Annotated in this window: 19 protein-coding genes and 1 riboswitch; of the genes, 14 read left to right on the forward strand and 5 right to left on the reverse strand. The window is 73.3% G+C overall.

The window, feature by feature from the left end; translation table 11 throughout:
- The first annotated feature begins 133 nt into the window (after positions 1-133).
- Genes KU893_RS18470 through KU893_RS18485 form a run of 4 tightly spaced genes read left to right on the forward strand, consistent with a single transcriptional unit; the run spans position 134 to position 4,542 of the window.
- Positions 134-1,309 (forward strand): cysteine desulfurase family protein, encoded by a 1,176-nt coding sequence (locus tag KU893_RS18470; protein ID WP_218235860.1) that lies wholly within the window; start codon positions 134-136, stop codon positions 1,307-1,309.
- A gap of 20 nt (positions 1,310-1,329) precedes the next feature.
- Complete coding sequence (mnmA, locus tag KU893_RS18475; RefSeq protein ID WP_218235861.1) at positions 1,330-2,445, forward strand: tRNA 2-thiouridine(34) synthase MnmA; 1,116 nt, start codon at positions 1,330-1,332, stop codon at positions 2,443-2,445.
- An 8-nt stretch (positions 2,446-2,453) separates the two neighbouring features.
- A complete protein-coding gene (locus KU893_RS18480) occupies positions 2,454-3,461 on the forward strand; it encodes a uroporphyrinogen decarboxylase/cobalamine-independent methonine synthase family protein (RefSeq protein ID WP_218235862.1) in 1,008 nt (335 codons plus the stop codon).
- Positions 3,462-3,465: 4 nt separating this feature from the next.
- Positions 3,466-4,542, forward strand: coding sequence for a hypothetical protein (locus KU893_RS18485; protein ID WP_218235863.1), 1,077 nt, complete (start codon positions 3,466-3,468; stop codon positions 4,540-4,542).
- 157 nt (positions 4,543-4,699) lie between these two features.
- Here KU893_RS18485 and KU893_RS18490 read toward each other — a convergent pair whose 3' ends face one another.
- Positions 4,700-6,352 carry an MFS transporter gene (locus KU893_RS18490; protein ID WP_218235864.1) on the reverse strand — a complete coding sequence of 551 codons (1,653 nt, stop codon included), beginning with the start codon at positions 6,350-6,352 and terminating at the stop codon, positions 4,700-4,702.
- Between the two features lie 35 nt (positions 6,353-6,387).
- Positions 6,388-6,990: a TetR/AcrR family transcriptional regulator gene (locus tag KU893_RS23705; protein ID WP_218235865.1), complete on the reverse strand. Its 603-nt coding sequence runs from the start codon at positions 6,988-6,990 to the stop codon at positions 6,388-6,390.
- A 168-nt stretch (positions 6,991-7,158) separates the two neighbouring features.
- Here KU893_RS23705 and ligA point away from each other — a divergent pair, with 168 nt between their 5' ends.
- A complete protein-coding gene (gene ligA, locus KU893_RS18500) occupies positions 7,159-9,252 on the forward strand; it encodes an NAD-dependent DNA ligase LigA (protein ID WP_246592860.1) in 2,094 nt (697 codons plus the stop codon).
- 7 nt (positions 9,253-9,259) lie between these two features.
- Positions 9,260-10,276: an alpha/beta hydrolase family protein gene (locus KU893_RS18505; protein ID WP_257441557.1), complete on the forward strand. Its 1,017-nt coding sequence runs from the start codon at positions 9,260-9,262 to the stop codon at positions 10,274-10,276.
- Between the two features lie 20 nt (positions 10,277-10,296).
- Here the strand turns inward: KU893_RS18505 and KU893_RS18510 are convergent, their stop codons facing one another.
- Both KU893_RS18510 and KU893_RS18515 read right to left on the reverse strand, forming a co-directional pair.
- Positions 10,297-10,485 carry a hypothetical protein gene (locus KU893_RS18510; RefSeq protein ID WP_218235867.1) on the reverse strand — a complete coding sequence of 63 codons (189 nt, stop codon included), beginning with the start codon at positions 10,483-10,485 and terminating at the stop codon, positions 10,297-10,299.
- A gap of 70 nt (positions 10,486-10,555) precedes the next feature.
- Positions 10,556-10,987, reverse strand: coding sequence for a hypothetical protein (locus KU893_RS18515; RefSeq protein ID WP_218235868.1), 432 nt, complete (start codon positions 10,985-10,987; stop codon positions 10,556-10,558).
- A 79-nt stretch (positions 10,988-11,066) separates the two neighbouring features.
- Between KU893_RS18515 and gatC the strand changes: the two genes are divergently transcribed.
- Genes gatC through gatB form a run of 3 tightly spaced genes read left to right on the forward strand, consistent with a single transcriptional unit; the run spans position 11,067 to position 14,379 of the window.
- Positions 11,067-11,366, forward strand: a complete 300-nt coding sequence (gatC, locus tag KU893_RS18520; protein ID WP_218235869.1) for an Asp-tRNA(Asn)/Glu-tRNA(Gln) amidotransferase subunit GatC — start codon at positions 11,067-11,069, stop codon at positions 11,364-11,366.
- On the forward strand, positions 11,363-12,889 hold the full coding sequence (gene gatA / locus KU893_RS18525; protein ID WP_218235870.1) for an Asp-tRNA(Asn)/Glu-tRNA(Gln) amidotransferase subunit GatA: 1,527 nt from the start codon (positions 11,363-11,365) through the stop codon (positions 12,887-12,889). Before gatC ends, gatA begins: the two co-directional genes overlap by 4 nt.
- Positions 12,886-14,379, forward strand: coding sequence for an Asp-tRNA(Asn)/Glu-tRNA(Gln) amidotransferase subunit GatB (gene gatB, locus KU893_RS18530; protein WP_218235871.1), 1,494 nt, complete (start codon positions 12,886-12,888; stop codon positions 14,377-14,379). Before gatA ends, gatB begins: the two co-directional genes overlap by 4 nt.
- An 8-nt stretch (positions 14,380-14,387) precedes the next feature.
- On the opposite strand, the gene KU893_RS18535 is transcribed toward gatB, so the two are convergent.
- A complete protein-coding gene (locus KU893_RS18535; RefSeq protein WP_218235872.1) occupies positions 14,388-15,275 on the reverse strand; it encodes a PDDEXK family nuclease in 888 nt (295 codons plus the stop codon).
- A gap of 152 nt (positions 15,276-15,427) precedes the next feature.
- Positions 15,428-15,573, forward strand: a riboswitch (cobalamin riboswitch).
- 78 nt (positions 15,574-15,651) lie between these two features.
- Here KU893_RS18535 and KU893_RS18540 point away from each other — a divergent pair.
- The 5 genes from KU893_RS18540 to KU893_RS18560 are packed head-to-tail and all read left to right on the forward strand — an operon-like array spanning position 15,652 to position 21,550.
- Positions 15,652-17,124, forward strand: a complete 1,473-nt coding sequence (locus tag KU893_RS18540; RefSeq protein WP_218235873.1) for a hypothetical protein — start codon at positions 15,652-15,654, stop codon at positions 17,122-17,124.
- A complete protein-coding gene (locus KU893_RS18545) occupies positions 17,124-17,993 on the forward strand; it encodes a hypothetical protein (protein ID WP_218235874.1) in 870 nt (289 codons plus the stop codon). The genes KU893_RS18540 and KU893_RS18545 overlap by 1 nt, the downstream gene beginning before the upstream one ends.
- Before the next feature lie 7 nt (positions 17,994-18,000).
- Positions 18,001-19,107: an energy-coupling factor transporter transmembrane component T gene (locus KU893_RS18550; protein ID WP_218235875.1), complete on the forward strand. Its 1,107-nt coding sequence runs from the start codon at positions 18,001-18,003 to the stop codon at positions 19,105-19,107.
- Entirely contained in the window at positions 19,107-20,738 is a 1,632-nt protein-coding gene (locus KU893_RS18555) for an ABC transporter ATP-binding protein (RefSeq protein ID WP_218235876.1), read from the forward strand. Before KU893_RS18550 ends, KU893_RS18555 begins: the two co-directional genes overlap by 1 nt.
- Positions 20,735-21,550 carry an ECF transporter S component gene (locus KU893_RS18560; protein ID WP_372449728.1) on the forward strand — a complete coding sequence of 272 codons (816 nt, stop codon included), beginning with the start codon at positions 20,735-20,737 and terminating at the stop codon, positions 21,548-21,550. The genes KU893_RS18555 and KU893_RS18560 overlap by 4 nt, the downstream gene beginning before the upstream one ends.
- Positions 21,551-21,628 lie beyond the last annotated feature (78 nt).

Here is a 21,628-nt window from a genome sequence, read left to right on the forward strand (position 1 = left end):
CGCCAGGGACGAATCCGGTCGTGGAACCGCAGCCACGCTCACCCGCTGCTCGGGCTCCTCGCGCACCCGGCGACGGGAGTGACCTGTGGCGGTTGGTCGGCGTTCGCGGGCGCGCCGTAACCTTGGAGACGCCATGAACGACTCCCGGACGGTCTACCTCGACCACGCCGCGACGACGCCGATGACCGACGTCGCGGTGGAGGCGATGACCTCCCACCTGCGCGAGGTCGGCAACGCCAGCTCGCTGCACGCGTCGGGCCGGCGTGCGCGCCGGGTGGTGGAGGAGTCGCGCGAGACCGTCGCGCAGGCGCTGGGCTGCCGCCCCGGCGAGGTGGTCTTCACCTCCGGCGGAACCGAGGCCGACAACCTGGCGGTCAAGGGGCTCTACTGGGCGCGGCGCGACGCCGACCCGCGCCGGACCCGGATCCTCGCGACCGCGGTCGAGCACCACGCCGTGCTCGACGCGCTGGCCTGGCTCGAGGAGCACGAGGGTGCCGTCGTCGAGCTGCTGCCCGTCGACGAGGCCGGGCGTCTCGTGGTCGAGGCGCTGCGGGCCACCGTCGAGCGCGAGCCGGAGTCGGTCGCGCTGGTCACCGTGATGTGGGCCAACAACGAGGTCGGCACCCTCCAGCCGATCGACGACATCGTCGCGATCGCCCGCCCCCACGGCATCCCCGTCCACACCGACGCCGTGCAGGCCGTCGGCACCACCCCGGTGGACTTCGCCGCGTCGGGCGTCGACGCGCTGTCGCTGTCGGGGCACAAGGTCGGCGGGCCGCAGGGCGTCGGCGCGCTCGTCGTCCGCCGGGAGGTCGAGCTGGCTGCGCTGGTCCACGGCGGCGGCCAGGAGCGCGACGTGCGCAGCGGCACCCTCGACGTGCCCGCCATCGCCGGGTTCGCCGCCGCGGTCGAGCTCGCGGTCAAGGAGCAGAGCGCGCACGCCGCCCGGCTCACCGTCCTGCGCGACGACCTCGTCGACGCCGTACGACGGGCGGTGCCCGACGCCGTCCTCAACGGCGACCCGGTCGACCGGCTCCCCGGCAACGCCCACCTCAGCTTCCCCGGCTGCGAGGGCGACTCGCTGCTCATGCTGCTCGACGCCCGCGGCATCGAGTGCTCGACCGGCTCGGCCTGCTCGGCCGGCGTACCCCAGCCCTCGCACGTCCTGCTCGCGATGGGCCGCAGCAGCGACGAGGCACGCAGCTCACTGCGGTTCAGCCTCGGCCACACCAGCAGTGCCGCCGACGTGGAGGCCGTCGCGGGCGCGATCGGTGCCTGCGTCGAGCGTGCCCGCGCGGCGCGCGCCTGAGCTGCGGAGGTGACCACGGGATGAAGGTCGTCGCCGCCATGTCCGGGGGAGTGGACTCCGCCGTCGCCGCCGCCCGCGCCGCGGAGGCCGGGCACGACGTCACGGGCATCCACCTGGCGCTCTCGCGCAACCCGAAGTCGTACCGCACCGGCGCGCGTGGCTGCTGCACGATCGAGGACGCCAACGACGCCCGGCGGGCCGCGGACGTGATCGGCATCCCGTTCTACGTCTGGGACCTCTCCGACCGCTTCCACACCGACGTGGTCGAGGACTTCATGGACACCTACGCGGCCGGGCAGACGCCGAACCCGTGCCTGCGCTGCAACGAGAAGATCAAGTTCGCCGCCGTCCTCGACAAGGCGCTGGCGCTCGGCTTCGACGCCGTGGCGACGGGGCACTACGCGGACCTCCGGGCCACCCCCGGGGGCGAGGTCGAGCTCCATCGCGCGGTCGACGGCGCCAAGGACCAGTCCTACGTCCTCGGCGTGCTCGACGAGCAGCAGCTGCGGCACTCCCTGTTCCCGCTGGGCGACACCCCGAAGCCGCAGGTGCGGGCCGAGGCCGCCGCACGCGGCCTGCTGGTCGCCGACAAGCCCGACAGCCATGACATCTGCTTCGTCGCCGACGGCGACAGCACCGGCTGGCTGCGCGAGAAGCTCGGCGACCGGGCGCCCAACCAGGGCGGCCGGATCGTCGACGACCTGACCGGCGAGGTGCTCGGCGAGCACACCGGGACCTACGGCTTCACGATCGGCCAGCGCAAGGGTCTGCGCCTCGGGCACCCCGCGCCCGACGGCCGGCCGCGCTACGTCCTCGACATCGAGCCGGTCTCCGGGACCGTGACGGTCGGGCCGCGGGAGCGGCTCGCCGTCGACCGGGTCGAGGGCGACCGGCTGCGCTGGTGCGGCCGGCCGCTCGACGCGGGCACGGTCCTCGCGGGAGACGGTGTGACGGTGCAGCTGCGCGCCCACGGCGCCGAGCACCGCGCCGTCGTGCACGTCGGCACCGACACGTTGCGCGTCGACCTGGTCGAGCACGCCGAGGGCATCGCGCCCGGCCAGGCCGTCGTCGTGTACGACGGCACCCGGGTCGTCGGGTCCGCGACGATCACGAGCACCCGGCGGGTGAGGGCGTGAGTGTCGGCATGAGGGGGACCGGCGTCGGCTCCTTCCCCGGCGAGAGCCAGCGCGACTACGACGAGGCCCTGTCGGTCGTGCTCGGCGAGCTCGCGCCCGCCGAGCACGGCCTGGCGTTCTTGCCCGAGGTGCCGGGCCGCGGCGCCGGCGCCGCGATCACGGGCCGCACGCTGGGCCTGGTCACCGAGCTCGACGCCGACCTGCAGCCCGAGGGCTGGCGGCTCACCGGCACCTCCGGCGCCTCGCCCGTCGACCAGCGCCGCGCCCGCAGCCTGCTCGCCCAGGACCTCGACGCGCTCGAGGAGCGGGCCGCCGGCCACACCGGGCCGTTCAAGGTCCAGGTCGCCGGACCGTGGACCCTCGCCGCCACCGTCGAGCGGCCCCGCGGCGACAAGCTCCTCGCCGACCACGGTGCCCGCCGGGAGCTCGCGCAGGCGCTCGCGGTCGCCGTCGCCGACCACCTGGCCGACGTACGCCGACGCCTGCCGGACGCGGCCGAGCTGGTCCTGCAGCTCGACGAGCCCGCGCTGCCGGCGGTGCTCGCGGCCGGCGTACCGACGGCGTCGGGGTTCGGCAAGCACCGCATGGTCCACCCGCCGGAGGCCAGCGAGGCCCTGGCGTGGGTGCTCGCCGCCGCCGACGCCGCCGGCGCGACGCCGTGGGTGCACTGCTGCGCGCCGGACGTGCCGATCGGGCTGCTCCGCGGCGCCGGGGCCCGGGGCGTGATGCTCGACCTCGACCTCCTCGACGCCGACGGCCACGACGCGGCCGCCGAGGCGCTGGAGGCGGGCGACACCGTCGTGCTCGGCGTGGTCCCGACGACCGGGCGGCTCCCGGGCGACAAGGTCCTCGTCGAGCGGGTGCTGCGCTGGCTCGACATGCTCGGCCTCGACCCGGAGCAGGTCGGCGCCGGCCTGGCCGTCTCACCGTCCTGCGGGCTGGCCGGGAGCACCGCTGCCGAGGCCCGCCGAGCGCTCGAGCTCGCCCGGACCGTGGCGAGGGCCGTGTCAGGCTGACCCGGTGAGCACGCGGGTCTATCTCCTCAAGAACCTGGCCGCGGGGCTGGTCGTGCTCGGCATCATCGCCGGCGTCATCGCGCTCGGCCGCTGGATCAGCGGTCCGGACGAGCCCGACGACAGCCCGGCACCAGCGACCAAGAAGGCGATCGCCGCCGTGGCCGTCGACGCGCTCGATCTCCATCCCACGTCGTTCAACGTCAACCCGCGCTACGACGTACCGGAACCGCTCGGTGTCGAGATCCGGTTCCGGCCACCGGGGGACAAGGGCGACGCGCACTACCTGCACGTCGAGGTCGGTCCGGCCGGCAGCGACGCCGAGGACGGCTGCAGCGAGTACGACGACTGTGCCGACTGGGACGGCCACGACGGCCACTTCCACCTGTCCTGGCAGGAGGAGCAGCCCGAGGAGGACCCCGGCATCCTCACCCTGACCTTCCGCACGGCCGCGGGCGAGGAGCGCAGCGTCACGTACGCCGGCGAGCAGATCACGGGCGACCCGCGCGACCAGGACCTGCCGCTCGGCGTCGAGGACGACCTGGTCCGGCTGCTCACCGACGACCGCTTCTCCGCCACCACGACGCAGGCGATGCTCGACGCCGACCTGCCGAAGTGGCCGGACGACGACACCCTCGGCGACCCGGTGCCGACCACACCCGAGGTGGTCGCGCAGTGGATGGTCGAGGACGGGGCGCGCGACGTCCCGACGAAGCAGCCGGCCGACACCACGGCGTACGGCGACGGCGCGGTCGGCGCCGAGCTGGTCAGTGACGACCACACCACCACGGTGGTGCTGGTACCGCAGGACAGCCCGTCCGTGCCGACCTGCGGCGCGGCCTGGCACTGCGAGACCAGACGCGGCGTGGTGCGGGGATGGCAGCCGGGCGTCGCGATCGCGATCCGTCGCACGCAGGACGCGGTCGCGCTGGTGAGCGTGCGCGCCCCGGTCATCGACGGTGCGCCGCGGATGCGCTCGCGCCTCGGCACCACGGGGGAGGACTACCGGGCGCTGGCCGACGGGTTCGCCGCGTTCACGCTGCGCACGACCGAGGAGTTCGCGGCCGGCGTCCCGGCGTGGTGAGGGGTCGCATCCCCCGGATCGTTCGATCGAACGGTGAGAGGGAGGGCTGAGACGGGAACTCCCCCTGACCGTTCGATCGAACGGTGAGAGGGAGGGCTGAGACGAGAACTCCCCCTGACCGTTCGATCGAACGATCAGGGGGAGTCGGGTGCTGCGTTCAGCCGACGTGAACGCCCTCGGGCGCGTCCGTGGCGAGCTCGGTGTGCTTGACGTTCAGGAACGTCCAGATCACTGCCGATGCGGCCAGCATCAGGCCGGAGGCCACCAGGAAGGCATGGGTGGCGCCCTCCGGGAAGCTCGAGTTGAAGATCGCGGCGTCGAGGAAGGTCAGGTCGGTGCCGGGGATCGGGGCGCTGGGGTCGCCGCCCGACGCGGTGATCGCCTTCGCCATCGGGCCGGCGACGTCCTTGGCCTGGCTGTTGGAGAAGTGCAGGGCCACCGTGCTCAGGGTGGCGAGCCCGAGGGCGCCGCCGACCTGCTGCATGGTGTTGAGCACGCCGGAGCCGATGCCGGAGTCCTCGGCCCGGACGTGGTGGACCGCGGTGAGGGTCATCGGGACGAAGACCAGGCCCATGCCGACCGCCATCAGCACGATGAACGGGAAGATGTGGGTCCAGTAGTTGACGTCGGCGCCGCCGTCGGCCATCGCGGTGAGGACGGCCTTCGGGGACTCGTCGATCGGGATCCGCGAGAACATGAACAGCGCCGTCGCGGCGAGCAGCGTGCCGGTGCCGGCGAGGAAGCGGGCGTCGATCCGGGCGACCAGGTTGGAGGCCAGGCCGGCGCCGATCACGATGCCGAAGGAGAACGGGAGGAAGGCGAAGCCTGCCTCGAGCGGGCTGAAGCCGACGATCTGCTGGATGAACAGGCTGAGGAAGTAGAACATCGCGAACATCGCGGCCGGCGCGATCATCATCGCGGCGAAGCTGGTGGCGCGGGTGCGGTTGGCGAAGATGCGGACCGGAAGCAGCGGGTGCTCGACGCGCGACTCGATCACGGCGAACGCCGTCAGCAGCGCGACACCGGCGACGAGCGCGGTGATGGTCTGCGCGTGGCCCCAGCCGTAGGCCTCCTCGCCGGCGCGGGACAGGCCGAAGACGATGCCGAGCAGGCCGAGGGTGCCGGTGATGGCGCCGGGGATGTCCATCTCGCCCGGGTGGGACTCGGACTCGGCGAGGACCCGCGGCACGGCGAAGGCCGCTACCAGACCGATCGGGACGTTGATGAGGAAGGTCATCCGCCAGCCCTCGACGTCGAGGCCGACGAAGGAGTCGAGACCGGTGAGCCAGCCGCCGAGGATGAGGCCGATCGCGGCGCCGACACCGGACATCGTCGCGTAGGCGGCCATCGCCCGGTTGCGCGCCGGTCCGGCGGCGAAGGTCGTGGTGATCAGGGCCAGCGCGGCCGGGGCGGCCATCGCCGCGCCGACGCCCTGGAGGGCCCGCGAGGCGAGCAGCATGCCCTCGTTGGCCGCCAGGCCGCCGAGGAGGGAGGCGATCGAGAACGTGACGAGTCCGGTCATGAAGAGGCGGCGCCGTCCGTAGAGGTCGCCGAGGCGACCACCGAGGAGGAGCAGGCCGCCGAAGGCGAGGGCGTACCCGGTCACGATCCAGGTCAGGTTGGCCTGGGAGATGTCGAGGTCGCGGCCGATGTAGGGCAGCGCGATGTTGGCGATGGTGGAGTCGAGGACCACCATCAGCTGGGCGGTCAGGATCAGCACCAGCGCAAGTCCGGCGTGCTTGGTGGGCGTGGCGTCGTCCTCGGCGGACGAGGTCCTCGCCGCCGGGTCGATGGATTCGACGTCGGTCATGGTCTTCCTTCGGTGTGAGGAGGGCAGGTGTTCGGTCAGCCGCGGGTGGCGGCCGGGATGATGACCTGGTCGACGACGCGGGCGATCAGGTCGGTGTTCGGCAGGTCGCCGAGGAGGAACATGCGGTGCAGCACGATGCCCGGGAGGGCCGCGGAGAGGATCTCGAGGTCGAGGTCCTCGCGGAGCTCGCCCCGCTCGTGGGCGCGCTCGTAGATCTGTCGGGCGACCGCCACCTTGGGGGCGATGAACCGGTCGCGGAACGCGGCGGCGAACTCGGCGTCGCGCCCGATCGCGGTGATCACGCTCCCGAGGATCGCGGTCTGGTGCTCGTCGGTCAGCCCGCCTGGGGCGCAGAAGACGGCGAGCAGGTCGCCGCGCAGGCTGCCGGTGTCCTGGGGGACCTCCAGCGGCGTCTTCTGCGACATGAGCGCGTCGATGACGAGGGCGGCCTTGCCGTCCCACTTGCGGTACAGCGTGGCCTTCGACGCCTTCGCCTTCGTGGCCACGGCGTCCATGGTGAGCCGGTCGTAGCCCACGTCGATCAGCACGCCCAGCGTCGCGTCGAGGATCTCCTGCTCGCGGTCGCCCTCGACGCGGGGTCGGGTGGGCGCCTCGGGAGTGCTCGGCTTGGGTGACACAGGGCCTCCGGATCGGGATGGATGAAACGAAACGGTTCCGTACTGGAAGATGATACGGAACTGTTTCGTTTCGTCAACCCTAGGCTGCCGGGATCGATTCCCCGATCATTGCGGTGACCACCGACAGTCGAGGCCGGCCTGTCGGAGGGACAGGGAAGAATGCGGTCCATGAGCGACGCCGCCGACCTCCCCGTCGTCCCCGCCGAGGCCCGTGAGGAGCACGCCCGGATCGCCGAGGAGGTCGAGGAGGCGCGCTGGCGCTACTACGTCCTCGACCAGCCGACGCTGTCCGACGCCGACTTCGACCTGCGGATGCGCCGCCTCGAGGAGCTCGAGGAGCAGTACGCCGAGCTCCGTACGCCGGACTCGCCGACCCAGAAGGTCGGCGGTGCGGTGGCGACCGAGTTCACCGCGGTCGACCACCTGCAGCGGATGGAGAGCCTCGACAACGCCTTCTCGTTCGAGGAGCTCGCCGCGTGGCACGCCCGGCTCGGCCGCGACGGCGTCGAGGACCCCGCGCTGCTGTGCGAGCTCAAGGTCGACGGCCTGGCGATCAACCTGCTCTACGAGCAGGGGCGGCTGGTCCGCGCGCTCACCCGCGGCGACGGGCGCACCGGTGAGGACGTCACGCCCAACGTGCGCACCATCGAGGCCGTCCCGCACCGGTTGAGCGGAACCGACGAGTTCCCGGTGCCCGCGTTGGTCGAGGTGCGCGGCGAGGTCTTCCTCCCCGTCGAGGCGTTCGAGGCTCTCAACGTGGCGATGACCGAGGCCGGCAAGCAGGCCTTCGCCAACCCGCGCAACGCCGCCGCCGGGTCGCTGCGCCAGAAGGACCCGAGGGTCACCGCCACCCGTGCCCTCGGCATGGTCTGCCACGGCATCGGCGCCCGGGAGGGCTTCGAGCCCACGGCGCAGTCCCAGGCCTACGAGGCGCTCGCCGCCTGGGGCCTGCCTGTCTCCGAGCAGGTGCGGGTGTTGCCGACGCTGGCCGAGGTCGAGGGCTACATCGCCCACGCGGGGGAGAAGCGGCACAGCATCGTGCCCTACGAGATCGACGGCGTGGTGGTGAAGGTCGACGACGTCGCCCAGCAGCGGCGGCTCGGCTCGACCAGCCGGGCACCGCGGTGGGCGATCGCCTACAAGTACCCGCCGGAGGAGGTCAACACCCTCCTCAAGGACATCCGGGTCAACACCGGGCGCACCGGCCGGGTGACGCCGTACGGCGTGATGGAGCCGGTCAAGGTGGCCGGATCCACGGTCGAGATGGCCACGCTGCACAACGGGTACGAGGTGGCCCGCAAGGACGTGCGCCCCGGCGACACGGTGATCCTGCGCAAGGCCGGCGACGTGATCCCCGAGATCGTCGGGCCGGTGCTCGCGCTGCGCCCCGAGGGCCTTCCGGCCTGGGTGATGCCGACCGAGTGCCCGTCGTGCGGCACCCCGCTGGTGGAGCAGAAGCAGGGTGACAAGGACCGCCGCTGCCCCAACCACGAGCACTGCCCGGCCCAGGTCCGCGAGCGGGTCTTCCACGTCGCGGGCCGCGGCGCCTTCGACATCGAGGGCCTCGGCTACGAGGCCGCCGTCGCGCTGCTCGAGGCGGGCGCGATCGCCAACGAGGGCGACATCTTCGACCTCGACGCCGCCCGGCTGCTGACCGCGCCGCTGTTCACCCGCGCCCCCAAAAAGGGCGAGGACGGGCCGCAGCTGAGCGCCAACGGCGAGAAGCTGCTCGCCAACCTCGCCGAGCGCAAGCAGGTCCCGCTCTGGCGGGTGCTGGTCGCGCTCTCCATCCGCCACGTCGGCCCCACCGCGGCCCGGGCGCTGGCCACGGAGTTCGGCTCGATGGCCGCGATCCGCGATGCCTCCGAGGAGGAGCTGGCCGCCGCCGAGGGCGTCGGCCCGACCATCGCGGCCGCCGTCATCGAGTGGTTCGGCGTCGAGTGGCACACCGCGATCGTCGACAAGTGGGAGGCCGCCGGTGTCCAGCTCGCCGACGAGCGCGACGAGTCGGTCGAGCGCACCCTCGAGGGCCTCACCGTGGTCGTCACCGGCTCGCTCCAGGACTTCTCCCGCGACTCGGCCAAGGAGGCGATCCTCTCCCGTGGCGGCAAGGCCGCGGGATCGGTGTCGAAGAAGACCGACTTCGTGGTGATCGGCGAGAACGCCGGCTCCAAGGCGGAGAAGGCCGGGCAGCTCGGCGTACCGATCCTCGACGAGGACGGGTTCAAGAGGCTGCTCGCCGAGGGGCCGCCCGAGGCATGATGGGCCGGTGAGGCGCTGGGTCCCCGTCGTCCTCCTCGCGTTGCTGGCCACGGCGTGCACCGGTACCGAGGACTCCGGCAGCGCGCCGCGCCCGGCATCGAGCAGTCCGCCGGCGGCTCCCTCCGGGCCGCCGGACGAGCCGGCCGCCGTACCGCACCCTGTGTCGCTGCCCGCGCTCGCCCAGAAGACGTACGACGGGCGCGGACTGCGCCTGGGGGAGCAGGTCGCGCGCACTCCGCGGCACCGGCAGTACGCCGTCACCTGGCGCAGCGGTGACCTCACCGTGTCCGGGCGGCTCGCGGTCCCCGAGGGCCGCGGCCCCTTCCCGGCGGTCGTTCTCGCGCACGGCTACATCGATCCCGCTGTCTACGTGAACGGGCAGGGCATGACCCGCGAGCGGGCCTGGTTCGGCGACCACGGGTACGTCGCGCTGCACGTCGACTACCGCGGTCACGCCGGTTCGGACCCCGACCCGAGCGGCGGGCTCGACCTGCGGCTGGGCTACACCGAGGACGTGATCAACGCGGTGCTCGCGCTGCGGGCCTGGGACGGTCCGGTCGACGACGACCGGGTCGCGCTGGTCGGACGCTCGATGGGCGGCGGGGTCGTCTACAACGCCCTCGTCGTGCAGCCCGGCCTGGTCGACGCGGCTGTCGTCTTCGCACCGGTCAGCTCCGACGCGGTCGACAACTTCGAGCGCTGGATCCGGCCGGACCCCGGCCGCGCCGGCCTCGCCCGCCGCATCCTGCGCCGGTACGGCGAGCCCTCGGCGCGGCCGGCGTTCTGGCAAGGGGTCAGTCCCCGCACCTACTTCGGCGACATCACCGAGCCGGTGCTCATCCACCACGGCACCTCGGACGACTCCTGCCCGATCCGGTGGAGCCGGACCACGACCAGGCTCCTGCGCCGGGCCGGTGTGGACGTGACCCTGCGGACCTACCCGGGCGAGGAGCACGCCTTCGGGCCGCAGTGGGGGCGCTCGATGGAGCGGACCGGTCGGTTCTTGAGCCGCCACCTCGGTTGAGGGCGGCCCGGCCAGAACATCTAGGTGAGGAACCGCTCGGCGTCGGCACGCAGGGCGAGGGCGGCCTCGCGCCGGCCGTGGACGCTCGGGGGGCAGGGCATCCAGTAGGGGACCGCGGTCGCCTCCCGGGCGGCCAGGGACTCCTCGAGCTCGGCCAGTCGCAGCAGCTCCTGGCGGACGATTGCGTTGACGTGGTCGGTGGTGGACATGCTTCGAGGATGATCCCGGCCGGGCGGGATCTGGAGGGCCCAAGGACCCGAAGCGGTCCGTACCTTCGGACTACGACAGCGCGTGCAGCCAGCGCTCGGCGCTGTCCGGGTCCGGCACCCGGACCACCTGCAGCCGGGGGTGGATCGCGGGCGCGCGGTCGACCCAGCCGAGATCGGGCTCGCGGACCTCGGAGCGGATCCGCCGCAGCGTGCGGCGTACGCGTCCCGCGAAGGTGGTCGGCGCCAGGTCGACCCGGACGAGCAGATCGGCACGCTCGAGGAGGAGCGGGCGGGCCCAGGCCTCCTCGGCCGTCGTCACCCAGCCGTCGAACGCCGCCAGCCGGGCCACCTCGCTCGGGCCGGTCAGGTCCCCGAGCGGGACGAGCGGGACGTCGAGAGCGGTCGCGAGGCGGTGCAGGAAGTCCGCCAGGGCGTCGCCCGGGGTGCCGGCCACGACCACGCGCTGCGGCAGGCGGCGCGGAGCGGGGGAGACGGCGTACACCTGGCGGATTCTAGGGCTGCCCCCCGGAGCCGGACGGGCCCGGGCCAGGGGTGCTGGCCCGGGCCCTAGAATCGCGGGCATGTCTCAACTCACCCGCGACGAGGTGGCCCACCTGGCCGACCTCGCCCGGATCGACCTCGACGACGCCGAGCTGGACCACCTGGCCCCCCAGCTCAACGTGATCCTCGAGGCGGTCGCGTCCATCAGCGGTGTGGCCGGCGACGACGTGCCGCCGACCTCCCACCCGATCCCGCTCACCAACGTCTTCCGTGAGGACGTCGTCCGTCCGAGCCTGAGCGCCGAGCAGGCGCTGTCCGGCGCGCCGGAGGTCGAGGAGCAGCGGTTCCGGGTCCCGCGGATCCTGGGGGACGAGCAGTGAGCGAGATCATCACCAAGACCGCCGCCGAGCTCGCGGACCTGCTGGCCGCCGGGGAGACGACCTCCGTCGAGGTCACCCAGGCCCACCTGGACCGGATCGCCGCCGTCGACGGCGACGCCGCGTCCGGCGTGCACGCCTTCCTCCACGTCGATGCCGAGGGCGCCCTCGCCCAGGCCGCCGAGTCCGACGCCCGCCGGGCCGCGGGGGAGGCCCGGCACCTGCTCGACGGCGTGCCGATCGCGGTCAAGGACGTGCTGGCGACCCAGGGCCTGCCCACCACCTGCGGCTCGAAGATCCTCGAGGGCTGGGTGCCGCCGTACGACGCCACGGTCGTCGGCAAGATCAAGGCCGCCGGCCTGCCGATCCTCGGCAAGACCAACATGGACGAGTTCGCCATGGGCTCCTCCACCGAGCACTCGGCGTACGGCCCGACGCGCAACCCGTGGGACCAGACCCGGATCCCCGGGGGCTCCGGCGGCGGCTCGGCCGCGGCCGTGGCGGCCTTCGAGGCTCCGCTGGCGCTCGGCACCGACACCGGCGGCTCGATCCGCCAGCCCGGTGCCGTCACCGGCACCGTCGGCGTGAAGCCGACCTACGGCGGCGTCTCGCGCTACGGCCTGGTCGCGCTCGCCAATAGCCTCGACCAGGTCGGCCCGGTCACCCGGACCGTCCTCGACTCGGCGCTGCTGCACGAGCTGATCGGCGGCCACGACCCGCTCGACTCGACGTCGGTCGACACCCCCGTCGGCGGCTTCGTCGAGGCGGCCCGCAAGGGCGCCGCCGGCGACCTCTCCGGGCTGCGCGTGGGCGTGATCAAGGAGCTCGCCGGCGACGGCTGGCAGCCCGGCGTCATGCAGCGCTTCGCCGAGACCGTCGACCTGCTCAAGGAGCTCGGCGCCGAGGTCACCGAGGTGTCCTGCCCGACCTTCGTGCACGCGATGGCGACCTACTACCTGATCCTGCCGGCGGAGTGCTCCTCCAACCTCGCCAAGTTCGACGCCATGCGCTACGGCCTGCGCGTCGTCCCCGAGGGCGACCCGAGCGCGGAGGCGGTCATGAAGGCGACCCGCGACGCCGGCTTCGGCGACGAGGTCAAGCGCCGGATCATGATCGGCACCTACGCCCTGTCGAGCGGCTACTACGACGCCTACTACGGCCAGGCGCAGAAGGTCCGCACGCTCATCTCGCGCGACTTCGCGGCCGCCTTCGAGGACGTCGACGTGCTGGTCTCGCCGACCTCGCCCACCACGGCGTTCCCGCTGGGCGACAAGCTCGACGACCCGCTGGCGATGTACCTGCAGGACCTCGCCACGATCCCGGCCAACCTGGCCGGCGTCCCCGGCATCTCCGTCCCCGCCGGCCTCGCCGACGAGGACGGCCTGCCGGTCGGCTTCCAGGTGCTGGCGCCGGCCCTTGCCGACGACCGGCTCTACCGCGTCGGCGCCGCCGTCGAGGCGGCCCTGACCTCCCGCTGGGGTGGTCCGATCCTGGCCAAGGCTCCGACGCTGGAGGGTCCCCGATGAGTGAGACGCTGGTTCCGTTCGACGAGGTCATCGCGAAGTACGACCCCGCCCTGGGGCTCGAGGTGCACGTCGAGCTCAACACGAACACGAAGATGTTCTGCGGCTGTCCGGCGCTCTTCGGCGGCGAGCCCAACACCCACGTCTGCCCGACCTGCCTGGGCCTGCCCGGCGCGATGCCGGTCGTCAACGGCAAGGCCGTCGAGTCGGCGATCCGGATCGGCCTGGCGCTGAACTGCTCGATCGCCGAGTGGTGCCGGTTCGCGCGGAAGAACTACTTCTACCCGGACATGCCGAAGAACTTCCAGACCTCCCAGTACGACGAGCCGATCGCCTTCGACGGCTGGCTCGACGTCGAGGTCGAGGGGGAGACCTACCGGATCGAGATCGAGCGCGCCCACATGGAGGAGGACACCGGCAAGTCCACCCACGTCGGTGGCGCGACCGGCCGGATCCACGGCGCCGACTACTCGCTGGTCGACTACAACCGCGCCGGCATCCCCCTCATTGAGATCGTCACCCGACCGATCCTGGTGCCGGCCGAGAAGGCGCCGGCCGTGGCCCGCGCGTACGTCGGTCAGCTCCGCGACCTGATCCTCGCCCTCGGCGTCTCCGACGCCCGGATGGACCAGGGCTCGATCCGGGCCGACGTGAACCTCTCGCTCGCGCCGAAGGGCGAGACGAAGCTGGGAACCCGCTCGGAGACCAAGAACGTCAACTCGCTGCGCTCGGTCGAGCGGGCGGTGCGCTTCGAGATGTCGCGGCACGCGGGCATCCTCGACGCCGGTGGCTCGGTGCTGCAGGAGACGCGGCACTTCCACGAGGACACCGGGACGACGTCCTCGGGCCGCGAGAAGTCCGACGCCGAGGACTACCGCTACTTCCCCGAGCCCGACCTGGTGCCGGTGGCGCCGTCGCGCGAGTGGGTCGAGGAGCTGCGCGGCACCCTGCCCGAGAACCCGACGCAGAGGCGGGCCCGGCTGCAGGAGGAGTACGGCTTCTCCGACCTGGAGATGCGTGACGTCTGGGCGGCCGGTGCGCTGCCGCTGATCGAGGCCACCGTCGCCGAGGGCACCGCGCCGCAGTCGGCGCGCAAGTGGTGGGTCGCCGAGCTGCTGCGCCGCGCCAACGACGCCGGTGTCGAGCTGGCCGAGGTCGGCGTGACGCCGAAGCAGGTCGCCGAGGTGCAGGCGCTGGTCGACGCCAAGACGATCAACGACAAGCTGGCCCGCCAGGTCTTCGACGGCCTGATCGCCGGTGAGGGCACCGCGGCGGAGGTCATCGAGAAGCGCGGCCTGGCCCTCGTCTCCGACGACGGCCCGCTGCTCGCCGCCATCGACGAGGCGCTCGCCGCGCAGCCCGACATCGCCGAGAAGATCCGGGGCGGCAACCACGCCGCCGCCGGCGCGGTCATCGGCGCGGTCATGAAGGCCACCCGCGGTCAGGCCGACGCCGCCCGGGTGCGGGAGCTGATCCTCGAGAAGCTCGCCTGAGCCGACTGCTACGGAGCCGCCTGCCCCTGGGGAACCGGGGACGGGCGGCTCCGTCGGTGTTCGGCACACTCCGCGAGCCCCGCGTAGGTCTCACGAAGGACGGCACGGACCTCCGCGGGGTGGTGCATCACCTGTGACCAGGTGAACCGCAGCACCCGCCAGCCGGTGGCGACGAGGGCGTTGTATCGCTCGCAGTCCGCCTCGAACGCCGACTTGTCCTTGCCGTGGAACTCCCACGACTCCGCCTCGAGCACCACGCCGGCCAGGGGATCGACGAGGTCCGGGTGCAGCACGAGGCCGCGGGCGTGGATCTCGAACTGGGGCACCATGGGTACTGCCTCCTCGATCGCCAGCGCCCTCAGCGCCGACTCGAACGGGTTGGCTGCGAGCCTGGTCGCGTGCAGCAGGACCCTGCGGTTGCGCGGGGTGGCCCAGGCCTGCAGCTCGTCGTACTCGACGGCGCGGTGCCGCAGGGCCGAGTCCGCCACGGCCAACGCGTCGGCGAACGGGAGATCGCGGGCGCACTGGAGGACGGTCGCCAGCGGGCTGGTCGCCCACCCCTGGGTCGCGGTCCCGCGGGGGAGGGCGCATGCGTCAGCGGCCGTGATGCGTGGGACGGGCTGCCCGTGAGGTACGGCGACCTGCGGGCGGCGGGGCGGCACGCGCACCTCCCAGCCCCAGTGCAGGGCGGCGCTGAGACCTGTCACGTAGCCACCGACCAGCGCGGCCGCCCGTCTGGCCTGGTCCGCAGCGGGGAGCGCGTAGCGCCCGTGCCCGACGCGGAGGACTGTTCGCCGCTCGACGGCGGTGCGCAGCTGCCGGCGTGAGGTGAGCACGAGCAGGTCGCGTGCGGCGGCGATGCCACCCCACCGCTCGAGTGCCTCCACCGGATCCACCCGCTCACTCTCTCCCGGTTGCGGAGTCGGTGCGTGCGGCTCTCCACAGGCCACGTCGCGCAGCGGCCTGGTGACGACACGCCGCGTCGGCGGCGTGTCGCAGCGGTGCGGGCGCGGGAAATGGCCGGTGGTGGGCGGATGCGGGCGTGGGGTCCCGCCGGAGGTACCCTGATCCGGTTACATCGAGAACACGCCCGTGGTGGGGGAAGCCGGTCGAAACCCGGCGCTGACCCGCAACCGTGGACCGCCCCTCGGGGGAGCGGTGAGCCGGAGCACCCGTCATGGCGCGTCCTGACACAACGCTGTCGCGGAGAGCAGCGGGTCAGCGGCCCAGGACCTCTGGGCCCGCCCGCCGGTTGCAGCGGGAAGGCCCCACATGTCCACCTCCATGTCCGTACGCCGGGCGGTCGCTGCCGTCGCCGGTGGTGCCGTCGTCGCCGGCGGTCTGATGACGCTCGCGCCGGCTCCGGCCGCGCACGCCGACCCCGTCGCGCAGAGCGCTGCCGCGAACTGGCTCGCTGGTGAGCTCGACGCCGACGGCCTCCTGCACGGTGACGTCGCGAAGACCATCGACTTCGCGCTCGCGCTGGACGAGATCGGTGGCCACCAGGCCACGCTCGACAAGATCACGGCGGGGGTGGACGCCAAGGTCGGCACGTACGCTGTCGGCGGCGTCAGCATCGCCCAGGCCAACCTCTTCTACCGTGCGGTCGGCATCGACCCCGCCACGAAGGCGGGAGACCTGGTCGCCAAGCTCGAGGCTGCTGTCGACGACGTCTCTGGTCAGCTCGACGAGGCCTACCCCGGCGCTTGGTCGCAGGGGCTGGCCGTGCGAGCCCTCGACGCTGCGGACAGCGTCGAGCTCGCGAAGGCCACCGACTCCCTCATCGACGACTTCGAGTGCCCGACCGGAGGCTGGGGCTACTACTTCGGCGAGTTCTGCACGGCCGACCCCGACGACACCGCCGACCTGCTCTTCGCGCTGCTCCCGCAGAAGGGCGCCAGCGCCAAGGTCGACGACGCGATCGCCCGCGCTGTCGCCTGGCTCAAGGCCGAGCAGAAGACTGACGGCGGCTTCGACAACTACGGCGTCAACGCGAACTCCACCGGTCTCGCCGCCCACGCCCTGGCCCTGGCCGGGGCGGCGCCGGAGGCGCGACGTGCGGCGACCTGGCTGCGCCGTCACCAGGTGGCGGGATCGGCCTGCGACGGCAAGCTCGTCGCCGAGGGCGGCGCGGTCGGCGCCACGGACGCGGTGATCACCGAGGGCCGGACCTACGGCATCGACCCCGCCGCGGCCGGCTTCGACTGGTACCTCGCCACGGCGCAGTCCATCGTCGCGCTCCAGGACGCCGCGCCGGCGACCGCCCCGCTGGGGGTGTCCCCGCTCTTCGCCCCCGTCGCGGGCACGGTGACGGTCGGCGTCACCGGCCTCGCGGACGGCGAGAACGGCTGCCTGAGCATCGCCGGCGTGCCGACGGCGGTGCAGGGCGGCGGCGCCACGACGACCTCCTTCACCGCGCCCGCGGACGCCGCCGCGGTCCCGGTGGACGTCGTGACGGCGGGCCGCCGCGCGACCGCCACCCTTCAGGTCCTCGACGCCACGAGGCTCAAGGTCACGGTCGCCACCAAGCTCAAGGCCAAGCAGAAGGCCGTGGTCAAGGTCAAGGGCCTCGCCGCCGGCGAGAGCGTGACCGTGAAGATCGGCAAGAAGAAGGCGACCGGCACAGCCAACGCCAAGGGCGTGGCCAAGGTGAAGATCAAGGTCAAGAAGCGGGGCAAGGCCAAGGTCAAGGTGGTCGGCCAGTTCCCCGACCGCAAGGGCAAGGCCGCCACCCGGGTCGTGTGATGACCTTCCGCAACATCCTGCGCACGGCGGCCGCGACGATCCTCGTCGCGGCTGCCGTCGTGCTGCTCCCGCAGGCGACGGCCACCGCCGCCGCCTGCAGCGGGAGCGCCGGCATCACCGTCGTCGTCGACTCCAACCAGCTGGGGACGGGGATCAGCGCGGGCTGCGATCCCGATGGCGGTACGGCGGCGAACAACTTCGCCGACGCCGGCTACGCGATCGAGTACAGCCAGGCGGCCGGGATGAGCGGCTTCGTGTGCAAGGTCAACGGCCGGCCCGCCGACGGTGACTGCACCGAGACCGACGCCTACTGGAGCCTGTGGTGGTCCGACGGCAAGGACGGGACCTGGACCTACGCCAGCCGCGGTGTCGGCAGCCTCCGCGTCCCCGACGGCGGCTACGTCGCCTTCGCCTGGCACCAGGGCAGCGGCAGGGCCGTTCCGCCGGACGTCGTCCCGACCCCGCGGGTCGTGGAGCCGAAGCCCACCCCGTCCCCGTCCGCCGCGGGCACGAGCGGGAGTGGCGGCAAGAAGAAGCCGTCGGCGACGAAGAAGCCCACGCCGAAGCCGTCGGCCGGCGCGACCTCGACGTCTCCGACCGCCAGCGCCACCCCGAGCCCGAGCCCGAGCGCCACGTCCGCGACCCCGACCGAGGCGTCCACCTCGCCGGTGCCGACCGACGTGCCCAGTCAGACCCAGACCACCGGGCTGCCGTCGATCGACGAAGTCACCGACGGCCCGGAGGCGACAGCAGCCGACGCCGACAGCACCGACGGCGGCGGGTTCCCGGCGTGGCTCGGGATCGGGCTGGTCGTGGTCGTGCTGGGGGCAGCGGGCGCCGTACCCCTGATCCGTCGACGCAAGGTCTGAGCGGGTCGTGGGCGCGGGACGGCTGGCGCGGGACCTCCATCCCGTGGCGTGGTGGGTCTGGGCGGTGGGCGTGGCGGTCGCCGCGTCGTTCACGACCAACCCGCTGCTGCTCCTCGTCCTGCTCGGCGTGATCACCCTCGTCGTGCTCACCTGTCGCTCCGACCAGCCGTGGGCGCGGTCGTTCCGGCTCTACGTGTGGCTCGGCGTGGTGGTGGTCGTGGTGCGCATCCTGTTCCGGATCCTGCTCGGCGGCGACGTGCCGGGGCACGTCCTGTTCACCCTGCCGAGCATCCCGCTGCCGGACTGGGCGGCGGGGATCTCGCTGCTCGGACCGTTCACCCGCGAGGAGCTGCTCGCGGCGACCTACGAGGGCCTGCGCCTGGCGACCCTGCTGATCGCGGTCGGCGCCGCCAACGCGCTGGCCAACCCCAAGCGGCTGATGAAGTCGCTGCCGCCTGCCCTCTACGAGATCGGCACGGCGATGACGGTCGCGATCAGCGTCGTCCCGCAGCTCGCCGACAGCGCCCGCCGGGTCCGGGCCGCGCAGCAGCTGCGCGGGGGACCGGAGGGCCGGTTCCGCCGGATCCGGGGCGTACGACGGCTGCTGGTCCCGATCCTCGAGGACGCCTTCGACCGCTCGCTCGCGCTCGCCGCGGGGATGGACGCCCGCGGCTACGGCCGCACCGGCGAGCTCACCGCACAGCAGCGGCGCAGGACAGGTGCGCTGATCATCGCGGGCCTGATCGGCGTCTGCGTCGGCGTCTACGCGTTCCTCGACAGCACGGCGCCGCGGCTGCTCGCGCTGCCGATGCTGGCGCTCGGGATGCTGCTCGCACTCGGCGGCTTCGCGCTGGCCGGGCGGCGGGTGCAGCGCACCCGGTACCGCCCCGACCGCTGGCAGGTCCCCGAGCTCGTCGTCGCGGCGTCCGGGATCGCGGCGGGTGCGGGGATGTGGGCGCTCCAGCGCTGGGAGACGCAGGTCGCGCACCCCGGCGTCCTGGTCCGCCCCGAGGTCTCGCTGCTCGCGCTGGTCGCCGTGCTGGTCGCGGTGGTCCCGGTCTGGGCGGCGCCGCTGCCGGTCACCGCGCAGCGGCGCGAGGAGGTGCGGGTCTGATGCTGGAGCTGCGCGGGATCACCCTGCGGTACGACGCCCCCGAGACCGCATCCGCGACGACCGTCCTCGACGGGATCGACCTCACCGTCGCCGACGGCGAGCTGGTCGTCCTCGCCGGCCCCACCGGCGTCGGCAAGTCGACGCTGCTCGGCGTCGTGGCCGGCCTGGTGCCGTCGTACACCGGCGGGACACTGACCGGTGACGTTCTCCTCGACGGTGCCAGCATCGTGGAGCAGCCGGCGCGCGAGCGCGCCCACGCGATCGGGTACGTCGGGCAGAACCCCGCCGCCTGGTTCGTCACCGACTCGGTGGAGGAGGAGCTGGCGTTCGGGATGGAGCAGCTGGGGCTGCCCGCGCCCACGATGCGCCGCCGGGTCGAGGAGACCCTCGACCTGCTCGGCATCGCGGACCTGCGCCACCGCGACCTGCGCACCCTCTCGGGCGGTCAGCAGCAACGGGTCGCGATCGGCGCGGTGCTCGCCACCCACCCCCGGCTGCTGGTGCTCGACGAGCCCACGTCCGCGCTCGACCCGACCGCCGCCGAGGACGTGCTGGCGACCCTGACCCGGCTCGTCCACGACCTCGGCGTCTCGGTGCTGGTCGCCGAGCACCGCCTCGAGCGCGTGGTGCCCTTCGCCGACCGGCTCTGCCTGCTCCGCAGCGACGGGGCCGTCGAGGTCGGCGACCCCGCCGAGGTCCTCCAGGACGCCCCGATCGCGCCGCCGCTGGTCGAGCTCGGCCGCCTCGCCGGCTGGCAGCCGCTCCCACTCACCGTCCGCGACGCCCGGCGCCGGGCGCCCGCGCTGAAGGAGCGGCTGGGAGACCCGCCGCGCCGCGACCAGCCCGCCCCGGACGCCGACTCCGCCGTCGACGTGCGACGCCTCGTGGTCTCGCACGGCCGGACCGCCGTCCTGCGCGAGGTCGACCTGACCCTGCGCCCCGGGACCGTCACCGCCCTCATGGGCCGCAACGGGGCCGGGAAGTCGACGCTGCTGTGGGCGCTGCAGGGCCGCCACGGCGCCGCGTCCGGGACCGTCCGGGTGGCGGGCCAGGACCCGGCGCGCCTCACGCCCGAGGAGCGGCGTGCGACCACGGGCCTGGTGCCGCAGAGCCCCGCCGACCTGCTCTACCTCGAGACCGTCGCCGCGGAGTGCGCGGCCGCGGACCGCGCGGCCCGTGCCGACGCCGGCAGCTGCCGCGGCCTGCTCGACCGCCTCGCGCCCGGCATCGACCCCGACCGGCACCCGCGCGACCTCTCCGAGGGCCAGCGGCTCGCGCTGGCGGTGGCGATCGTGCTCACCGCCCGGCCGCCGGTGCTGCTGCTCGACGAGCCCACCCGCGGCCTGGACTACCCGGCCAAGCGGGCCCTCGCCAGCCTGCTCCGCGAGCTCGCCGCCGAGCCCGGCGCGGCCCGCGCGATCCTGGTCGCCACCCACGACGTCGAGTTCGTCGCCCAGGTCGCCGACGACCTCGTGGTGCTCGCCGAGGGCGAAGTCGTCTCCGCCGGCCCCGTGGTCCCGACCGTCTCGGAGTCGCCCGCCTTCGCCCCGCAGGTCACCAAGGTTCTCGGCGCCGGGTGGCTGCGCGTCGACGACGTGGCCGCACGGCTGGCAGCCGAGGTCGCGCGGTGAGCCAGGCGCACGAGGTCCGCTCGACCGCCGTACCGCTGCGGTTGCGGTCCGGTGTCGTCCTCGCGATCACGTCGGTGATCGGGCTGCTGATGCTCGCCTGGCCGCTGCTGCTCGACGTGGCGCCGGACGCCGAGCGGGTGGACCCGCCGTTCCTGTTCCTGCTCCTGCTGCCGGTCATCCTCGCGGTGGTCCTCGCCGAGATGAGCGAGGGCGGCATGGACGCTCGCGTGCTCGCGGTGCTCGGCGTCCTGAGCGCGGTCAACGCCGTGCTGCGCCTCGTCAGCGCAGGGACGGCGGGTCTGGAGCTGGTCTTCTTCCTGCTGATCCTCGGCGGGCGGGTGTTCGGCGCCGGGTTCGGCTTCGTGCTCGGCTGCACCTCCCTGTTCGCCTCCGCGCTGATGACCGCCGGAGTCGGTCCGTGGTTGCCGTTCCAGATGCTCGTCGCCGCCTGGGTCGGCATGGGGGCCGGGCTGCTGCCGCGGCAGGTTCGAGGACGCGGGGAGATCGCCCTGCTCGCGGCGTACGGGATCATCTCGGCCTACCTGTACGGGCTGCTGATGAACCTGCAGGGGTGGCCGTTCATGGCCGGCATCCAGGTGCCGGGGCAGGACTCGACCGAGATCTCCTACATGCCGGGCGCGGACGTCCTCGACAACCTGCACCACTTCGTCGTCTACACCTTGCTGACCTCGACCGGCGGCTGGGACACGGGGCGCGCGATCACCAACGCGCTCGCCATCGTGCTGCTCGGGCCGGCGGTGCTGGTCACCCTGCGCCGGGCGGCGCGCAAGGCGCGGATCGAGGCGCCGTAGCGTCCCTCGAATCGTTCGATCGAACGATTCGGGGGAGTGCGTGCTACAACAGCCCCCTCTAACCGTTCGATCGAACGA

Source organism: Nocardioides daeguensis (genome assembly GCF_019192965.1).
In the GTDB taxonomy this organism is placed as follows: domain Bacteria; phylum Actinomycetota; class Actinomycetes; order Propionibacteriales; family Nocardioidaceae; genus Nocardioides; species Nocardioides daeguensis.

Excerpts from the sequence above, each read along its gene's own strand:
- KU893_RS18470 (WP_218235860.1), top strand. The coding sequence starts at position 134 with ATGAACGACTCCCGGACGGTCTACCTCGACCACGCCGCGACGACGCCG.
- KU893_RS18555 (WP_218235876.1), top strand. The coding sequence starts at position 19,107 with ATGCTGGAGCTGCGCGGGATCACCCTGCGGTACGACGCCCCCGAGACC.
- KU893_RS18510 (WP_218235867.1), bottom strand. The coding sequence starts at position 10,485 with ATGTCCACCACCGACCACGTCAACGCAATCGTCCGCCAGGAGCTGCTG.
- KU893_RS18540 (WP_218235873.1), top strand. The coding sequence starts at position 15,652 with ATGTCCACCTCCATGTCCGTACGCCGGGCGGTCGCTGCCGTCGCCGGT.
- ligA (WP_246592860.1), top strand. The coding sequence starts at position 7,159 with ATGAGCGACGCCGCCGACCTCCCCGTCGTCCCCGCCGAGGCCCGTGAG.
- gatB (WP_218235871.1), top strand. The coding sequence starts at position 12,886 with ATGAGTGAGACGCTGGTTCCGTTCGACGAGGTCATCGCGAAGTACGAC.
- gatC (WP_218235869.1), top strand. The coding sequence starts at position 11,067 with ATGTCTCAACTCACCCGCGACGAGGTGGCCCACCTGGCCGACCTCGCC.
- mnmA (WP_218235861.1), top strand. The coding sequence starts at position 1,330 with ATGAAGGTCGTCGCCGCCATGTCCGGGGGAGTGGACTCCGCCGTCGCC.
- KU893_RS18480 (WP_218235862.1), top strand. The coding sequence starts at position 2,454 with ATGAGGGGGACCGGCGTCGGCTCCTTCCCCGGCGAGAGCCAGCGCGAC.
- KU893_RS18490 (WP_218235864.1), bottom strand. The coding sequence starts at position 6,352 with ATGACCGACGTCGAATCCATCGACCCGGCGGCGAGGACCTCGTCCGCC.
- KU893_RS18545 (WP_218235874.1), top strand. The coding sequence starts at position 17,124 with ATGACCTTCCGCAACATCCTGCGCACGGCGGCCGCGACGATCCTCGTC.